The organism is Caballeronia sordidicola, from assembly GCF_001544455.2.
Classification (GTDB): domain Bacteria; phylum Pseudomonadota; class Gammaproteobacteria; order Burkholderiales; family Burkholderiaceae; genus Caballeronia; species Caballeronia sordidicola.
In genome coordinates this window covers 43673-61135 of sequence record NZ_FCOC02000011.1, presented here as the reverse complement: position 1 = coordinate 61135, position 17463 = coordinate 43673, and the positions used below count along the sequence as shown (strand labels likewise).

Here is a 17463-nt window from a genome sequence, read left to right as displayed (position 1 = left end):
TCATGCGGCTTTCGCTCCATCGGAATGGCCGCGCATGGCGAGCGCGTAGGCCGCAGGCTCGTGCTGCGCGTCGCGGCGGGCGTCGTGCGCGCCCCGGCGCATGGCGCGATAACGCGTCCAGCAAGCGGTATCGCGGGTGAGTGCGAGCGCGAGCAGCGTGTGCGCGAATCCCGGCATCGCGCGCGTGCCGATGAGCGCGTACCAGTACCACGCAATATGTCGCGCGACCGGCCCAAGATGTTCACGCAGCACCAGATGCACGTTGTATGCGGTGTCGGCGAGCGCGCCTAGCGTTTGTGCGTCGCGGCCGTTGTCATCGAAACGTTCTGCCGGGAAATGATCGACCGCGACGCGCGGATCGTAGACCATCTTCCAGCCCGTGCGCTTCACGCTCAAGCTAAACGACAAGTCGTTGCAAGGCTGCGCGCCCTTGCCTCGCAAGCGCGTATCGAAACGCAGACCGCCCACGGCCGCGCGCCGATAGATCATGTTGGCGCCCTTGAGCAACCAGACTTCGCGCGGCTCGCCAACGCCCAGATGATGGTTGCCAATGACCTTGCCCGTGCGGCGGATCTGGCCGACTTCGGTCCGTTCGCCATCGAGCAATGCGCCGCGCTCGAAGACCCAGTCGCGGCCGCCCAGCGCGCCGAGCGAAGCATCGTTCGCGAACGCATGATCAATGCGCGCAAGCCAGTCGATGCGCGGCGCGGCGTCGTCGTCGGTGATCGCGACAATATCGCCGCGCGCCGCATCGAGCCCGCGGTTCAACGCCGCAACCTGACCGCCCAGTCCCGTTTCGATCACGCGCAACTCGAACGGATTAGGCGCGGCCATTTCAGTTTCTATCGCGCAGTGCGTGGCCTCATCTTCAGGGCGAGCCACGATCAGCACTTCATTCGCCGGACGCGCTTGCGCACGCAACGCCGCGAGGCATCGCTGCAAATCGGTGGGACGGCGATACGTTGGAACCAGCACGGAGATGGTCAGGGTCGATGTCATGCGCGCTCCGATGCGTCAAACGTTCAGGTAGTCTTCAACCGCCGCATAGTGCCCGCGGTTATAGCCGCGCGAGCGCTGCGCCATGCCGTTCATGATCGCGCCGGCAAGCGGAATGCCCGCTGTACGCAAACGCCGGATGGCGTCGGAAATTTCCATTTCGTTGTGTGCGCCCGAGCGCATCACAAGGAAGTTGCTGCCCGACAGCTTGCCGATAATCGATGCATCCGTGACCGCGAGAACCGGCGGGGTATCGATGAAGACCACGTCATAGACACGCCCGAGGCCATCCAGATACTGCTGCAGGCGCGGCGACATCAGCAGTTCCGAAGGATTCTCCGGACGCTTGCCCGCAGGCATGAAACTGAGCAACGGCGTGCGCGTGGTGCGAATCGCCTGTTCCAGGCCGATGGTTCCGGCAAGCAGTTCAGCCAGTCCGTTCGCACGCTCGAGACCGAACGAACGCTCGAGCTTGCCGCGCCGCATGTCAGCGTCGATCAGCAGCACTTTCTTGCCCGATGCCGCCAGCAGCACCGCCAGATTCACCGCCAGAAAACTCTTCCCTACGCCCGATGCCGGCCCCGTCAACATCACGGTGTGGTTGCGTGCTTCCATCAGCGTGAATTGCAGCGACGTGCGCAAGCTGCGCATGATTTCCACGCAGACATCGTTCGGGCGCATGGTCGCGAGAATTGGCAGGACACGATCGCGGTCGCGCTCGGTGCGCTTCGCTTCAGCGTCGAGCTTCACTTGTTCCACGCTCAACGGCACGAGCCCGATCAGCGGCAAACCTGCCAGACGCTCGACCTTGTCCGGGTCCACGATGCCCTTGAACATCGCGCGACGAAGGAACACAAAGCCCGTGCCAAGGATCACTCCCAGGATCACCGCAGCCGACATGATCAGCACTTTCTTCGGCTTGATCGGCGCGCCCGGGCGAAGCGCGGCATCGACTATATGCACGTTGCCGCCCGTGCCCGCCTTCTGCACCGACAACTCCTGCACGCGGTTGAGCAGCAGCACGTAGATGTCTTCGGCCACTTTCGCGTCGCGTTGCAGCGACACGGCCTTCACTTCCGATGCGGGCAGGTTACGAAAGCGCTCGCCAAAACGCGCGCGCTCCGCTTCAAGCTGGCTCAACTGCTGCTGCGCGACAATCAACGCCGGATGCGCGCTGTTGTAGCGCTGGTTCAACGTTGCGATCTGCAACTTGAGCCCTGAGATTTGTGCTTCGTAGCTGATGCTGCCTTCAAGATAAACCTTGGCTTCATCGCTTGCATTGATTGAGCCGGATTTGCTTTGATACTCGGTGAGCGCAGCCTCCGCATGCTCCAGATCGCCCTTCAGACGTGGCTGCTCGCTCTTCAGGAACGCGAGCATTTTTTCGGCATCGGCTTGCTTGCTTTCTATGTGCTGATGCAGATACGAATCGGCCAGCGCGTTCGCAATTTCCGCAGCGCGCGCCGGGTCACCGTTTTCGAGCGATATCTGGATCACGCCCGTCGCCTTGCCCTGTTCCGCGACCGTGATGCCCGACTGGAACGAAGCGATGGCGTCGAGGTCGTTGGCACGGACCACGGTGAACCGCGTGCCCGGACGCGCGACCAGTTTCGCCACGTTGATGTTCACGCCATTGCCGCTTTCCATCGTGCCGACCGTGCCTTCAAGCAACTGACGTCCATCAGGCGTCGCGAGCGAATAACGCTTGTTGGCAAGCGCGGTCAGCGTGAGCTTCTGCCCTTCCAGCGGCTGGACGACTTCAATGGAATCGATCGCGGCCTGCTCGCCACCCCACGCGTAAGACGTCATGCCGAGCCACGGCTTCGACGGCTTGCCTGGCGTCGCGAGACGCCCTGCGAGACTGCCCAGCAGCGGCACGGTCATCGGCGTCACGGAGAAATTGAGCTTGCACTGTGTGACGACCGGCGCGACCACGCCGCGGCTCTTGATGATCTCGATCTCCGCATCGGTTGGCAGCGCGCCCGACGAATTGCCGATAGCCGCGCCGGTCTGCGTCTGCGTGAGCGCTTGCGACGTGTTGTCGGACTGCTCGACACGCACGTGCGCATCGGCGGAATACACAGGCTTGGCGACATAGCAATACGCGCCCGCCGCGAGCACAATAAACGCTGCGATCCCGGCGAGCCACCAGATGTCGTCGATGATCACCTGCAGCAACTGCCCGAGAACGACGTCCTCTTCTTCTGTCTTGCCCTGATAGGAATGTGCTGGCGTGCTCACGATTCAATCCCTGTTGATTTGACGCGTCATGACGATCAGCGCGTCAGTTGCTTCAGGTAGAAGATGGTCTGCAACGTCGGCAGGACCTGGTTGACTAGACGGTTGAACTGCACCGAGCCGGCCGTGCCCACGTACACCACATCGAGCGGTTGCAGCCGGAACTGCGTGGACAGCAGCAGGGAGTCCGGTTGGGTCAGGTCGAGCCTGTAGATATCGGGCGATTCAGGTTTCTCGCGCGCGCCGCGCACCACGTAGATCTGCCGCGCGTTCGCGTCGGTATCCAGAATGCCGCCGGCTTGCGTCAGCGCGTCAGCGATCGTGAGGCGGCCTTTCATCATCGACACAGGCAACGGCGTCTTGACTTCGCCCATCACGAACACGCGGCTGTCGGTTCGGTCGGGGACGTTGACGATATCACCTGCCTGAAGCATCACGTTCTGATCTATTTCGCCTCGATCGAGCACGCCATCCGCGTCGAGCTGATACAGCTTGCCGTTGCGCGTGAGGCGCACGCGCTGCAGGTCGGCGTCCGCCGTCGTGCCGCCGGAACGCGTGATGGCATCGACCAGCGTGAGCGGCACGTCGCTCATTGCAAGCGGCCCGGGCGCCTTTACTTCACCCGTCACCGACACCTTCTGGCTTCTGTACGCGAGTACGCGCACATCGACTTGAGGCTTTTTCAAATACGGCGACAAAGCCGCGGCAAGCTGATCGCGAATCTCGCCCGCGGTCTTGCCCGCCACGTGAACCTTGTTGAGAAACGGGAAGAAGATGGTGCCGTCGGGCGACACGGTCTGCCCGAACGGATCGGCCTGGCCCGGCAACGCCGTGGTGTACGGCTGCGCGAGCGCGCCGGCCACGGTTTGCGTGGTGTTGCCGCCCGCCGACAAGGTCTGCCCCTGCTGCGTGGTGAGCTCCGGATGATCCCACACGGTGATGCCAATAATGTCCTGCGGCGCCACGCGATAAACATACTGCGCAGGGTCGGCAAACCGCGCAGGCGGCAATGGCGCGGCTGTCGCCGGACGGTTCTGCTGCAGGATGACGTCTGCCGAAATCAGGCGCACCGGATAGGTCGCCGTCGGCGTGGGATCGTTGTCCTGCAGGCGCGATGTGTTCAGGCTATAACCCGGCAGCGCGCCGCAAGCCGACAGAAAAGTCGTCAGCGAAAAGACCGCGGAAACAGTAAAAGCTAGAGACCGGTTCACCATATTTTATTCAGCCATCCCTGGACCAGACGTTCAATAAGCCCGAAGCTCTCGCGATAGGCGGTTTCATGGCGGCCATAAGGATCGGCCACTTCAGCGTCCTCCCACTTGCCGAGCAGATGCACCTTGCCGCGCGTGACCGGTTCCATCTCTTCAATCGCGGCGATGTGCTTGCGCTCGGGCACCAGAATCAGATCGACGGCGCGCGCCATGGCGCGATCGAGCTGGCGTGCTGCGTGCCCCGATGAATCGACATCGCGTTCCATCAGCAGGCGCGACATGGTTGAATCGATAGTGCGGCCCTCTTGAACAACGAGCCCTGCAGAGCTGAATTCGATCCCGTGTCTCGCATGCGTGGCTGTCATCCGCGCCGCGTGCGCGCGAAACAGCATCTCGGCGACCGGACTCCGGCAGACATTCGCATGGCAGACAATCAAGACGCTTTGAAACATGTGAGCGGTGTCCTTGAACGAGACCGTGAGTGTGTCCAATAAAGCGGCGCATGGCGCGAACGCCGGGTCCTTGAACCGGTCATCGCGCTTTGCTCCAGAATGTTTTTTATGCTGCGTTTTAAGGGGTTTGATGGGTTTATGCGGTGACCGGCGACTTGGCCGCTTGCCGCACACCCCGCCCGATCGCGTGATATTCGATACCGATTTCGGCCATGGTTTCTGGCTCGTAAAGATTGCGGCCATCGAAAATGAGCGGTGTTTTCAGACGGCGTTTCATGCCGTCGAAGTCCGGGCTCTTGAACGCCTTCCACTCCGTCACGATGATCAATGCGTCCGCGCCGTCGAGCGTTTCGGCGTGGTCTTTTGCATAGCTCAAGCGTGAGAGCTGCTCGGGTGTATCGCGAAGATCGAGCGCAATGACACGCTGCGCTTCATCGGTCGCAACCGGATCATAGGCGCTGATCGTCGCGCCGCGTTCCAGCAATGCCGCAATCAATATGCGGCTCGGGGCGTCGCGCATGTCGTCGGTATTCGGCTTGAATGCGAGGCCCCACAGCGCAAATTTCTTGCCGCTCAGGTCATTGCCAAGACGCGCGACGATCTTGTTCGCGAGGGTTTGTTTTTGAGCCTCGTTCACCGATGTCACAGCCTTCAGAATTTCCATCTGCTCGTCGTATTCGCCCGCCGTCTGAATCAGCGAGCGCACGTCCTTCGGAAAACACGAGCCGCCATAACCGCATCCCGCATACAGGAAGTCGTAGCCAATGCGCGGATCAGAGCCAATACCCCGGCGCACCGCTTCAATATCCGCGCCCACGCGATCAGCGAAATTCGCAAGTTCGTTCATGAACGAGATCCGCGTGGCAAGCATCGCGTTCGCTGCGTACTTGGTGAACTCGGCCGAGCGCACATCCATGTAAAGCGTGCGTTCGTGATTGCGGTTGAACGGCGAATACAGGCGCTTCATGCGTTCGCGCGCGCGTTCGCCCGGGACGTCGTCGTCGCAACCCAGCACAATGCGATCGGGCCGCGTGAAGTCGTCGATAGCCGCGCCTTCCTTCAGGAATTCCGGATTCGATACAACCGAGAACATGTGCGATTCGCCGCGCTCGGCGAGTTCCTGATCGATCGCCGCCTTCACGCGGCGCGCCGTGCCGACCGGCACCGTGGATTTATCGACGATCACCTTGAAGTTATTCATGTAGCGGCCAATGTCGCGCGCCGCCGCGAGCACGTACTTCAGGTCGGCGGAGCCGTCTTCGTCCGAGGGCGTACCCACTGCAATGAACAGCACTTCGCCGTGCTCGACCGCGGCTTTTACATCGGTGGAAAACGTCAGGCGTCCCGCTGCGCGATTACGTGCGATGACTTCCTGCAAGCCCGGTTCATGGATCGGCACGCCGCCACCGTTGAGGATCGCGATCTTGCGTTCGTCGAGGTCGAGACAGAAGACGTCGTTGCCAATATCGGCGAGGCACGCGCCCGTCACGAGGCCTACATAGCCGCTTCCAATGATGGTGAGTTTCATAGCACGCGCTCCAGGGTTGGCAAGTTGTTCAAGCGTTCTTGGTTGATTGTTTTAATAAGCGTTCGCACCGGCGAAACCCTTCCACAAAGTCATCGCGACAATCTTCATGTCGAGTCCGAAGGTCCAGTGCTGCATGTAGTACAGATCGAGTTTCACGCGCCCCATCATCTTTTCAATGCGGTCGGTCTCACCGCGAAAACCGTTCACTTGCGCCCATCCGGTAATGCCGGGTTTGATGCGATACCGGTACATGTAGCCCTTCACGAGGTCCTTGTAGATGTCGTCGTGTTCGAGCGCATGCGGGCGCGGTCCGACGACCGACATCTCGCCGCGCAGCACGTTGATGAACTGCGGCAGTTCGTCGAGGCTCGTACGCCGCAGGAATGCGCCCACGCGCGTCACGCGTTTGTCGCCCTTCTTTGCCTGCGTCACGTGCCCCGCCGTTTCCTTGTGAACGCGCATGGAGCGGAACTTGTAGATCTCGAACTCGTTACCGTCTATGCCCTTGCGTTTTTGCTTGAAGAAAACCGGCCCCGGCGACGACAGCTTCACGGCCACCGCGAGCACGATCATCAGAGGCGCGAGACTCAGCAGCACGACTGCTGCAAACATCCGGTCAAAGACGCGCTTGGGCAGCACCTTCAAATCCGTAATCGGCGACGCCGCCAGATTGATCGCCGGCACACCAAGCAAATCCACCACGGCGTGATTGAAGAACGACAGGCTGCGCACGTCGGGGATAAAGCGGATGTTCACGAAGTCATCGCGGAACTCGGCGACGAGTTTGTGAATGGTCCGTTCCTGCGAAATCGGCAAGGCAAGCCATAGCTCACGAATCGCGCGGCGGCGAACCAGTTGCGTGAGGTCGGCCAGATCGCGGCTGACCGGCACGCCCGCAAGGGTTTCTTCAGCAAGAGCCTCGTCAAATACGTACACCGGGCGGAAACCCGCTTCTGGTCGGCTGCGCATCTGCTCGATCAGGAACTGTCCGTAGGGCGCCGCGCCCACAATGGCGACCGCCTTCTGGTTGAAGCCTTCACGCCGCAGCGACTTGAGCGTGGCGTGCACGGCCGCCTTCGAAATCATGAGCAGCGCGGCAGCGGCCACGCCCCAGTAAAGCAACCACAAACGCGACAACAAATCCGCACGGTGTACGCTGAAGGTCAGCAGGACGCCCGCGCCCTCCACCATCAGCCACGCTACCGTCACGCGTAACAGGAGGTCGTAGACGGGCTTGCCGCGCCATGACTTATAGATTCCGAACGACGGGAACGTCATGATCACCAGCACGCAATTGAATGCAAGCAGCGTGCTTTGCATGTCATCCAGCCATACCGCATTTCCCGCGTGCAGCGACGCGGCGAGCCACGCGCCCAGCGCGACCATCGCTATGTCGATCATTCTCGAAAGCACGCTCAACATGTTGGACACCTCGGGTGGAAATCCCAGGGCGGTGGCACGGCTTCGCCAAATGGTTCGCCACACGCCTTGGTACATACCCGTATAAGGCTGGAATTAAATTCATGCTGCAACCGCAAAATAATGCGCGAATTAATTCCAGTTTTTAACCGATTTATTTTTGTCACGAGAGGGATTGAATTGCGCGTTGAGCGTCGTAAGCCATGAGGGCAAGAGGATTTTTTGTCGTTGCCGAGGACCGCCGGAAGGCTTGTTCAGAAAGGCTTTCAGCAAGTCATCCAGCAATTATTTTTCGAGAAAAAATTCTCGAAGCGTAAGAAAAAAATTCATCTCCCCGGTCCGGTTACGTTTAATGACGCTCTTACCGGTTTGCATATGGTTATCGATTATTTTCTGGTTTTTTGATTTATCGCCTATTAACTACGTGCTAAAAATTGCAATACCCGTTCAAGCTCAAGGAGTCACCCCTTCATGACCGCCATCGATACAACCCTTGTCAGCGCTCCGCACACGCCTGCCGCATTGGAAACCAGGCTGAGAATCCAGCCGGTCATCCTGGCCGGTGGCGCGGGAACCCGCCTGTGGCCCATGTCGCGCGAGCATTTTCCGAAACAGTTGATCGGCCTGATCGGCGACCAGTCGCTGTTGCAATCGACGGCGCAAAGGCTGGACGGCCTGACATACGGCACGGCGCGCGTCGACAATGCGATCATCGTGTGCGGCGAGGATCATCGCTTCACGACCGCCGATCAGTTGCGCTCCGCCGCCGCCAAGGCGGACCTCCTGCTCGAACCGGTCGCGCGCAACACCGCGCCTGCGCTGACCGTCGCCGCCATGCACGCGCTGTCCGCTGGCGGCGACGCCATCCTCGTTGTCATGCCTGCGGATCACGTTGTTACGGATAGCGAAGCATTTCACAAGGCAATCGGCGCGGGGGCTAAATGCGCGGAAGACGGAGCGATCGTCACGATGTGCATTGTGCCGACGCATGCGGACACGGGATACGGGTATATCAAGGTTGGGCAACAGATGCTTGGTTCGGGCGCATGGCCGCTCGAAAAGTTCGTGGAAAAACCGCATCTCGAACTTGCGCGCCAGTATGTGAGCTCGGGCGAATACTGGTGGAATGCGGGGATTTTTATCGTGCGTGCATCCGTGTGGCTCAAAGCCATCGAGCACTTCCAGCCGGCCATTCACGCCGCCTGCCGCGCCGCCTGCGACGCCGGCACGCGCGACGGCGAGTTCTTCCGTCTCGACAAGGACGCGTTCGCGGCTTCGCCTTCGGATTCCATCGACTACGCGGTGATGGAACAACTTGCTGCCGATCAAAGCATCTGCGCGGGCGCCGTTGTACCGCTTAACGCGGGCTGGTCCGACGTCGGTTCATGGGACGCAATCTGGAAGATTCTGCCGAAAGACAGCGAGGAAAACGTCGCGCGCGGCCGCGTGATGTTCCAGGGTTCCACATCGACCTATGCGCATTCCGAAGGACGCCTGATTGCCTGCGTGGGAACGCACAACCTGGTGATCGTTGAAACCGCGGATGCCATTCTCGTCGCGGACAAGGCGTGCGTGCAGGACGTGAAGGCCATAGTCGGGCGCATCAAGGCGGAGCAAGGCAAGGAAGCGGCGGATCACCGCAAGGTGCACCGGCCGTGGGGCCATTACGATTCCGTCGATAACGGCGAGCGTTTTCAGGTAAAACGCATTGTGGTGAAACCGGGCGCGCGGTTGTCGCTGCAAATGCATCATCACCGCGCGGAACATTGGGTCGTGGTGCGTGGCACGGCGCTCGTGACGCGTGGCAAGGAAGAGTTCATTCTCGCCGAGAACGAGTCCATCTATATTCCGATTGGCGTGCAACATCGACTGGAGAATCCGGGAAAGATGCCGCTCGAGATCATTGAAGTGCAGTCGGGCACGTATCTGGGCGAGGACGATATCGTCCGTTTCGACGATAAATACGGCCGGCAATAAAGAGCGCCATGCGGTGCGCGATTTCAGCGCGCCGCATGGCGTGACGTATTACTTCTTCATTATTGCCAACGCGTGACGATCTATCCCTGCACGTCGGCCAAGCTCCGGACTTCAACCGGTGTGGCGCGTTCGCCTTGCGGCACATGATTCAAAGCCTCGGCGGACGCCGTTTCAGGCGTGGCAAGTTGCACATCGTCCGAGTCGGCCTGCCCCGGATGCGTGATTCGTGTGGACTGCGACGCGATCCATCTACGCGACCAATCGAGCGCGTAAGCCGCCGCTTCCTCGGCGATGCCGTATCGCGGTCCTATCAGACCTGAACGCTCCACGCGCCGCCCATCCTTGACGATCTCGGCCCAGCCGCGAAACATGCTGCCCGCGACGGGACGCGCGATGGCATAGATGGTGTAGCCGTGACCGTCGTGAACCGGGGTGCAGTCCGGTTCGAAAGCCATGGGTACGGGGTCAAGCGGACGTCCCACGCTGCGCGAAGCGTCGTAATACGCCGCTCGCGGCACGTTCATGATCATTGCCTTTCGACTGGCGGACAGCGGCACGGGCGCATTGGCGCGCGCGATGTCGTGCGCTTCCGGCAAGCGGCGCGGCACGGCGGCGAACAGTGCATCCACCGCGTTCGCACCGCGGCCGTCGCCAGCGCCCCACGACTCCGGGTTCTGCCAGAACACGCCGCGAAGGCGATCGCATTCATATGCGGTTTGCGCCTGGCGCTGCGGCGCTTCCACCGGCACGGTTGGAACGATGGCGAACGACCGGCCGCGTGCAGCGAGCCGCGTCACCATTTCAATCAGCGTGCCATCCATTTGCCAGTCGTTGAAACGCCGGCGGCAGGTCGGCACGGTTGGATAGTGACTGGGAAGCTTCGACCATGTGTCGCCAGTCGTGAGAATCCACAGCACCGCGTTCACGATAGTGCGCGGATGCGCGCGCGGCCGTCCCCGACGATGTTCACGGATTTCGCCTTCGGCCACAAGCGGCGCAATCAGCGCCCACTCTTCATTGCTGAGTTCGTCGAAAAACATTGGGTTGCTCCATGCAGTCGGACCGCGCTGCGAATGTTGAACCGAGCGTAAGGAGTGAAATTAGGTGAAAATCACTCGCACCACGCTGAATCAAGAAATTCGAAGTGTTCGCAAACGTTTGCTAAAAACAACAAATTGGTGCATGCGAAAAGGCTTTCAATCTGCGCCGTGGTGCAAAACCGGTTCATTGCGGCGCACGATCCACCCTTTGTCATAGGGTATGAAGAATACGTGCAGGAAGCATACCATCCTAATGGTTTGCCCGAATATGACAAAGCAGTAGATTTTCAGCGACCTATATCATTTTTAATTCTTACAATTATAGGTAATTTATTCCGACTTTACGTCGAAGTTTTGAGGTATGCACTTAACAAATGTTAAGTAGTTACATAAAAAAACGATCTGCACTCAGCGCGTTATATGCACGCTCGATCAGTTCTATATCTTTCGTCCGATTGCTTGCATGGATACCTGCTAATTGCGGAAGCGATAGATCTATCGAATGACAATGCGGGTAGTCGCGCACACGCAAATCCGGCGCGATTGTGGTGAAAAACGCTGTAGTGGGAATGTCGAATCCGGCAGCTATGTGCAGCGCGGCTGTGTCGGGCGTGACCACGTAACGCGCGCCCTTTATCCAAGCGATGAAATGCGCCGTGTCGGGTGAACGTGGCGTTAGATCAATGTAATGGGCGTGGTCGATCGCGCCAAACCCCGCCACAGGGAGCCTGAAGTGTTGCCACAGCGCTTCAGCTAGACGCGCGCGCTGCGACACCGGAATACTCCGTACCGGAGTGCTAGCGGTGGGACACAGCAGCACATATTCGCCGTTGATTACTTGCGTGTTCGGTAGGCTTATGCCCTTGAGCCATTGGTTGCGCTTACGTTCGGCAGAAATTGATTGGGGCGTTATACCCATTGCATCAATAAAAAAATCGATCATCGGCAATTCGGCGAATTTCGGCCAAAACAAATGGTTACCGATATCGATGCGTAACTCCCCTTGCGCCAGCGGGTAGAGTTTAACGGGCAAGTCGACAATAGTGCCTAATAACGGCGAAGCAAGTTCATAAAGCTGCTTTACAAATTTGGCCGTATGTCGCGGCCGAAAAATCTTAAAGGAAATATTCGGAAAATTCGCCTTAATCGCGAGAAGCGCGGTTATTCCGACAATAGAATCCCCAAGCGTCACTCCCATGCCATTTATTACTATTACCTGCGATATAAACGCATAATCAAGTCTGAACGCAGCCAGCGCCGCGTTGAAAACTCCATTTGAAAGTCCGAGCGCCCGGTAGCCGGTCATCGGTCCATTCGAAAATTCGAGATCGTAAGGCGCCACAATTTTGCCATCAAGTGAAAGCAAAGACCCCAAATTACTAATTGCGGAAACATCGTCAAGTGGCATCTCAGATAATCCAGTCTAGTTGTGAAAAAATCAGAAAAACTGCTGGCTCAAATAGTCAAGCTCTTAACATTAGAACGTAACTCTTACCGGAAAGCATCATTTAAGCTGCATAATACTACGCCGCAAGTGTCACAGTTGGGAGAAGTTCCTGCACGGTCTGACGCAATCAAAAACTGAGTGTTACTCGACACCACGTAGAGCTCTATGTATCAAGCAAGTTTGCAACTTTAACCGGCCTGTTTACAGCGACAACATCATGAGGACAGCTTTTTCTGGTGATCAGCAGTAGTTAACCCGGAGGCCGCCACGCCTGCGCGACGATTCAAATGAGTAGATTTCGATTCAGCACAGTATTGACACCTCCCTTGTCAGTTCGTCGTTCTTGACCGCTTTACCCGACGACTAAGACACGCTATAAAATACAAGAGAATAGTAGGAGTTTCAAGATCAGCATAAGCCAACGGCTCGGTCTAAACCGAAGTTTAAAAGCGTTCAACAATAGTCCCTGCACCTCTACACGCGATTGCAAAAATAAATAGCCAGTGGCTTTACGGAACGACCAGGCTTAGAAGGAAGTAACCACTCAGTTACACAGACGACAGCATGCGTCTCATCGCAATCACGTTTAAGTCGTTCACGAGGTCAGTCAAAACAGTTTACTTCCAACGGTCATTGGGGAATCGGTGGATTAAAAATTCTATGAATTTGCGGTAATCTATTCTTTGGAATTTGCAAGGTTTTATCGCTCAGGCGAACACAAAGCAGAAGCTTAATCAACGATCGAGCTTGCATTCTCACTTACGAATGTGTGTTGATGCTAGCCACAGCTATAAAATCGGCAGCAATTCGGGCGTCTTTGATAGCAAGCAACAAATACAGTTATTCAAAAAGCGATTCGAGACTTGCCCCCGCACAACTCCGACTTTGAAAGTCATTTCACAGCTACTCGCTGACCTCGATAGAGCCCTTGTCCTGCGGCGGCACGTCATAATCCGCCGCATTTCTGTACTACGAGACTGCTGATCGCTGCGTTGGCGTGTACCGGGGACTGCTACGACTAGTTGGATCGGTCGCTTGCCGAAAGGCGTCGTAACCCGTCTCACAACATTCAGTCCAGAAAGCGACCCTGATGCGCAAACAGCACGACGGAAGTTCTAAGCGCTTTTACCGTTGCCTCACCTTAGGAGATGTATCGAGCGAATTCGCTTCTCGAGAAAAGCAAGAGGTTATCGAAACCAGTGAGTTTGTTTGCCTTGCCACTGCCCTTAACGTGCGCGGAAGCATGTTTGGGATCGACCGAGACAAACAGACCATATCGCATAGCGAGATTCACAGTCCGATCCGGGTGAGTGCCAAGCGTGTCGAGCTCAACATGAGCGCGGGTTACCGATCAGCCGGGGGCTCGCCGCACAGCACGTGCCGCGCTTCAGCGCCGACGCCATGTCGGGCGAACAAGCGCAGCACATGGCCGGGTGAGTTGTTAGTTAGCATCTCCGCACCGTAGTGTCGCCGAACACCCTTAAAATCGCCAATTCGACCCGGATCCGATCGGGGCACCTTCGTCTGAGCGTTTCGCCGCCCTGAAGGATTGCGAAATCAAGTCGGATCACAATGCGGACTGTTTCTTGACGAGCCCTGTAGGTCGTACATAGGTTCGTTGCCCTGCAGACCAACGCCTGACCAAAAAAAAAACACTCGTCGGGCATGGTCTTGCCTGCAGATATTTGGTAACAACTGAGCGTCATGGACGCACATCTCAACATGTGCATCTAGCGTCGCCGGCGCAGAGAACATCGCGGCCCGGGAGACATAAAAAACATCCCCATTATAAACGGAGCAGATCAAAGCCTGCGAGAAAGTAATTTCGAAGCTCGACACATCGTGGGCAGGAAGCGAAGTTCACTTGATGACGCGGTTGGACTTTCGAGCGTCGGTAACACCCCGAAAACGGTCACTGAACGTACCCGAGTCGAAGGAGGCTCATCGGCTAACTACTGAGGTAGTGGCTGCCTTCGTCGCACGACCGAAGCGGCAGACGAAACGGTCGTTGCTGCGAGCCCGGAAAGGGATCTGCGGTAAGTATCTTCAAACCCAGAAGCGGACCTTCACCGTGCTGCTATCGGATACTTACCAAGGCATTCCATCGCTTGCTTCGACAAAGTGGCCGATCACGGCCTCCTCGCCAGTGAGCAATGCGTAATGGACAAGCATCCTCGCACGGTCTTCGACAGTAAAATAGCCGTTGTGTCCGGTCAGATCACTCTTAACGTAGCCCGACTGACGGAATCAACACGAATCTAAGTGCCCCGCGATTGCTCGGCCAATTTGAAGCTACTTGATCCATTGCGGCGCATGGGGAATCGTCTCCGATTGCGCCTTGTCATGATTGATCCAGAGCTCGGCCTGTTCGCGCGCGACGAGTGCGTCTACATAGTTCATTGAATCGACAGAGCGAGGCTTGTCGAAGTTGAAAAGCGGAACGCGACGGCAACAAAAGTTCTGATGAAAATGCGCGACATCCCCGCTCAACACCACCGGTCCTCGATCCGGCAGGCGCACGAGCAGTGACTGATGGCCGGGCGTATGTCCAGGTGTCGCGTGAACGACCACGGCGCCATCTCCGAAAACGTCGTGATGCCCGCCGAGCATGTTGACCGGATTATTACGCATCGTCTCGTAGAGCTCGGGGAGGAAACCGAGTTGAGTCGTATTAGTGCCGAACATGGCGTCGTATTCGAACCGCTGCACATGCCACGTCGCGCCGGAGAAGTATCGGCTGTTGCCCACGTGATCAAAGTGCGCGTGAGAGAACGCAATATGCGTGACCTGCTCTGGCGATATGCCCATCTCTTCAAGCTGCGAGGCAAGCGTTTTCTTAACAATACCGCGTACGTCGTGCGCCATGACCCTGCCGCCGGGAATGTCGATCATGGAATCGTCGAGGCCCGTGTCCCAGAGCATCAAGTCCGCGCCATGCTGGATCAGGTATGCATTGTTACTGAACACCGCAGGCTGTCCGACGTTCACGCCGGGCGACCATTGAGAGATATCGGATACATGCGCTTCGCCACCATTGAGCACCGTCATGCGGTCGACTGTGCCGGTAGGCGTGCGCTTAGCGACGCCTTGAGCGTCACCCTCAGTCAGTTCGTTTGTCATCGTATGCTCCTTCAGGCAAGCCTGACGCGCAGGTCGCCGAGTCGTTCTATAGACGAGACGACTTCATCACCCGCGCGCAGCCATCGCCTTTGTTCAGCCGGTATTTTTTCGCCGAAGATAACGCCTTGCGGCGTGCCAGTGAAGATGACATCGCCGGCTTTCAGCGTCATGAAACTGGCCGCGTAACTGATCACCTGCCGGCAGTTGAAGATCATGTCGGCGGTGCTCCAGTCCTGGCGCTTTTCACCGTTGACGAACGTTCGCAGCGTAAGCTCCTGTGGATCCGCGATCTGTCCCGCCGGCACCAGCCACGGTCCAATGGGCGCGAATCCATCGGACGCCTTGCCTGCCGTGAATTGCGTCGTCACCGTTTGAAGGCTTCGCGCGCTGATGTCGTTACCCGTTGCATAGCCGGCGACGTAATCGAGCGCATCGTCGACCGACACCTTCGCGCAGGCCCGGCCTATGACAATCACGAGTTCCGTCTCATAGTCGAAGCGGTCATCGGCATTCACGGGAAGCGCCACTACGCCTTCATGGTGATTCAGCGCGTTCGCGAACTTGGCGAACAACGGCGGCTTCTGGGGAATCGGCGTGTTCGTTTCCGCTGCGTGCTCCCGATAGTTAAACCCCACGCAGAGAATCTTTTCCGGCCGCGTGACGAGCGGCGCGAAGCGCACGTCTTGTGCGGATACGATATGCGCAGAGCCTGGACTGTCGGCCAGCGCATCGATGACGGTGCGGACTTCCACCGCGCGTTCATTTTGCAGCAGATCGTCAATATCGCGCGGCGCGGGAAGTCCCAGTGCAGTCGCACTCGCCGTGATATTGACCATGCCTTGCAGCATCTCCATGCCCAGCGCGTATCCCGATGCAGTACGCAAGTTGGCAAGCCGCATCTCAATGTCGGCAACGTCATAGCGATGATGTTTCGATGCACTCATGCAAGTTCTCCTTGTATTCGAATGTTGCCGGCGCATCGCACACCTATCGCAGGCATAGGCAGCGCCGGTTCGATACAAGCCTATCGCGACCTTGCGGCGGCGTCTTGCAAGATATTGACATCAGTCCGTTGAAACGCCGCGATGTCTTGCGAGATAACTCGTCGGCGTCGTTCCATAGGCATTGCGAAACGCGTTGGAAAAATGGCTTTGATCGAAGAAGCCGACATCGAGTGCGGCGGCACTGGCGCTCATGCCGCCGTCGAGAAGTTGCTTCGCCCGCGCGACGCGGCTATGCAATACGTACGCATGAGGCGCGACGCCCACGGCCGCCCTGAACATGCGCAGGAAATGAAAGCGCCCCACGCCGATAGAGCCGGCCAGCGCGTCAAGACTCAGGTCGGCGGCCAGATTACTATCGATCAGATCGAGGGCGGGTTGTAAGCGATCAAACGTGGTATCGGCGGGATGAGGGGTGTCCGTAATCGCTTTCGATAACAAGTAACGCGACAACACCGATTGCATCGCGTAAAGCATCGACGCCTCCGCTTCGATCTGCGAGATCGTGCCTTCGTAGTGCATCAGTTCAGCCGCTCGATGAGCCTGCACGAAGCGATCGCTCGTCTCTGCGTCGAACGCTGTTGCGCGGGCAAAACGAGGTGCGATAACCCGCGGCGCATGGACCTCGAGTTCATCGCACAGACGCAGTATCCAGTCGACAGCGGGATAGATCAGGCGCTGGCTCCATCCATTGCTGTCAACCGCTTCACCCTTGTGGACTTCGTCGGGGTTGATCAGCATCCACGAGCCGGTCGACAGTTCATGCGTCTGGCCGCGGCATGAGAAGCGCTTCGTTCCCCGCGTGATGACGCCAATAGTCGGTCCTTCGTGCCAGTGCTGGCTATAGCGCTGGCTGTTGAAGCGACCCGAGAGAAAGTCCAGCTCGCCTAAGACCTCGCAACACCAGTACCGCGCGATATTGTTGACGGGTTTGCGGCTCGACGGGCTGTCGGTCAGGTCAAGATTTTCCATGTCAATCTCCAGATGTTCAACGGCCACCTGTTCCGTTCGTTGCGTCTCACTGTTTTCGGTTG

At 58.1% G+C, this 17463-nt stretch carries 12 protein-coding genes; 1 reads left to right on the top strand and 11 read right to left on the bottom strand.

Translation table 11 applies throughout. The annotated features are described in order from the left end of the window. From AWB64_RS18000 to AWB64_RS17975, 6 genes are all read right to left on the bottom strand, one after another. Nucleotides 1-987, bottom strand: a complete 987-nt coding sequence (locus tag AWB64_RS18000; protein ID WP_060856906.1) for a glycosyltransferase family 2 protein — start codon at nt 985-987, stop codon at nt 1-3. A gap of 27 nt (nt 988-1014) precedes the next feature. Then, nucleotides 1015-3240, bottom strand: coding sequence for a polysaccharide biosynthesis tyrosine autokinase (locus AWB64_RS17995; protein ID WP_060856799.1), 2226 nt, complete (start codon nt 3238-3240; stop codon nt 1015-1017). 32 nt (nt 3241-3272) lie between these two features. Next, nucleotides 3273-4448 (bottom strand): polysaccharide biosynthesis/export family protein, encoded by a 1176-nt coding sequence (locus tag AWB64_RS17990; protein ID WP_060856798.1) that lies wholly within the window; start codon nt 4446-4448, stop codon nt 3273-3275. Next, entirely contained in the window at nt 4442-4897 is a 456-nt protein-coding gene (locus tag AWB64_RS17985) for a low molecular weight protein-tyrosine-phosphatase (protein ID WP_060856797.1), read from the bottom strand. The genes AWB64_RS17990 and AWB64_RS17985 overlap by 7 nt, the downstream gene beginning before the upstream one ends. A gap of 136 nt (nt 4898-5033) precedes the next feature. Continuing rightward, nucleotides 5034-6425 carry a UDP-glucose dehydrogenase family protein gene (locus AWB64_RS17980; protein ID WP_060856796.1) on the bottom strand — a complete coding sequence of 464 codons (1392 nt, stop codon included), beginning with the start codon at nt 6423-6425 and terminating at the stop codon, nt 5034-5036. A 51-nt stretch (nt 6426-6476) separates the two neighbouring features. Further along, nucleotides 6477-7847, bottom strand: a complete 1371-nt coding sequence (locus AWB64_RS17975; RefSeq protein WP_060856795.1) for an undecaprenyl-phosphate glucose phosphotransferase — start codon at nt 7845-7847, stop codon at nt 6477-6479. A gap of 468 nt (nt 7848-8315) precedes the next feature. Here AWB64_RS17975 and AWB64_RS17965 point away from each other — a divergent pair, with 468 nt between their 5' ends. Then, nucleotides 8316-9821, top strand: a complete 1506-nt coding sequence (locus tag AWB64_RS17965; protein WP_060856793.1) for a mannose-1-phosphate guanylyltransferase/mannose-6-phosphate isomerase — start codon at nt 8316-8318, stop codon at nt 9819-9821. 80 nt (nt 9822-9901) lie between these two features. On the opposite strand, the gene AWB64_RS17960 is transcribed toward AWB64_RS17965, so the two are convergent. From AWB64_RS17960 to AWB64_RS17940, 5 genes are all read right to left on the bottom strand, one after another. Further along, entirely contained in the window at nt 9902-10861 is a 960-nt protein-coding gene (locus AWB64_RS17960; RefSeq protein WP_060856792.1) for a DUF6566 family protein, read from the bottom strand. A gap of 385 nt (nt 10862-11246) precedes the next feature. Then, complete coding sequence (locus AWB64_RS17955) at nt 11247-12269, bottom strand: glycosyltransferase family protein (RefSeq protein ID WP_060856791.1); 1023 nt, start codon at nt 12267-12269, stop codon at nt 11247-11249. A gap of 2331 nt (nt 12270-14600) precedes the next feature. After that, nucleotides 14601-15428 (bottom strand): N-acyl homoserine lactonase family protein, encoded by an 828-nt coding sequence (locus AWB64_RS17950; protein WP_082850532.1) that lies wholly within the window; start codon nt 15426-15428, stop codon nt 14601-14603. Between the two features lie 11 nt (nt 15429-15439). Next, on the bottom strand, nt 15440-16372 hold the full coding sequence (locus AWB64_RS17945; protein ID WP_060856790.1) for a fumarylacetoacetate hydrolase family protein: 933 nt from the start codon (nt 16370-16372) through the stop codon (nt 15440-15442). A 120-nt stretch (nt 16373-16492) separates the two neighbouring features. After that, nucleotides 16493-17401, bottom strand: a complete 909-nt coding sequence (locus AWB64_RS17940) for an AraC family transcriptional regulator (protein WP_060856789.1) — start codon at nt 17399-17401, stop codon at nt 16493-16495. Between the last annotated feature and the right edge of the window lie 62 nt (nt 17402-17463).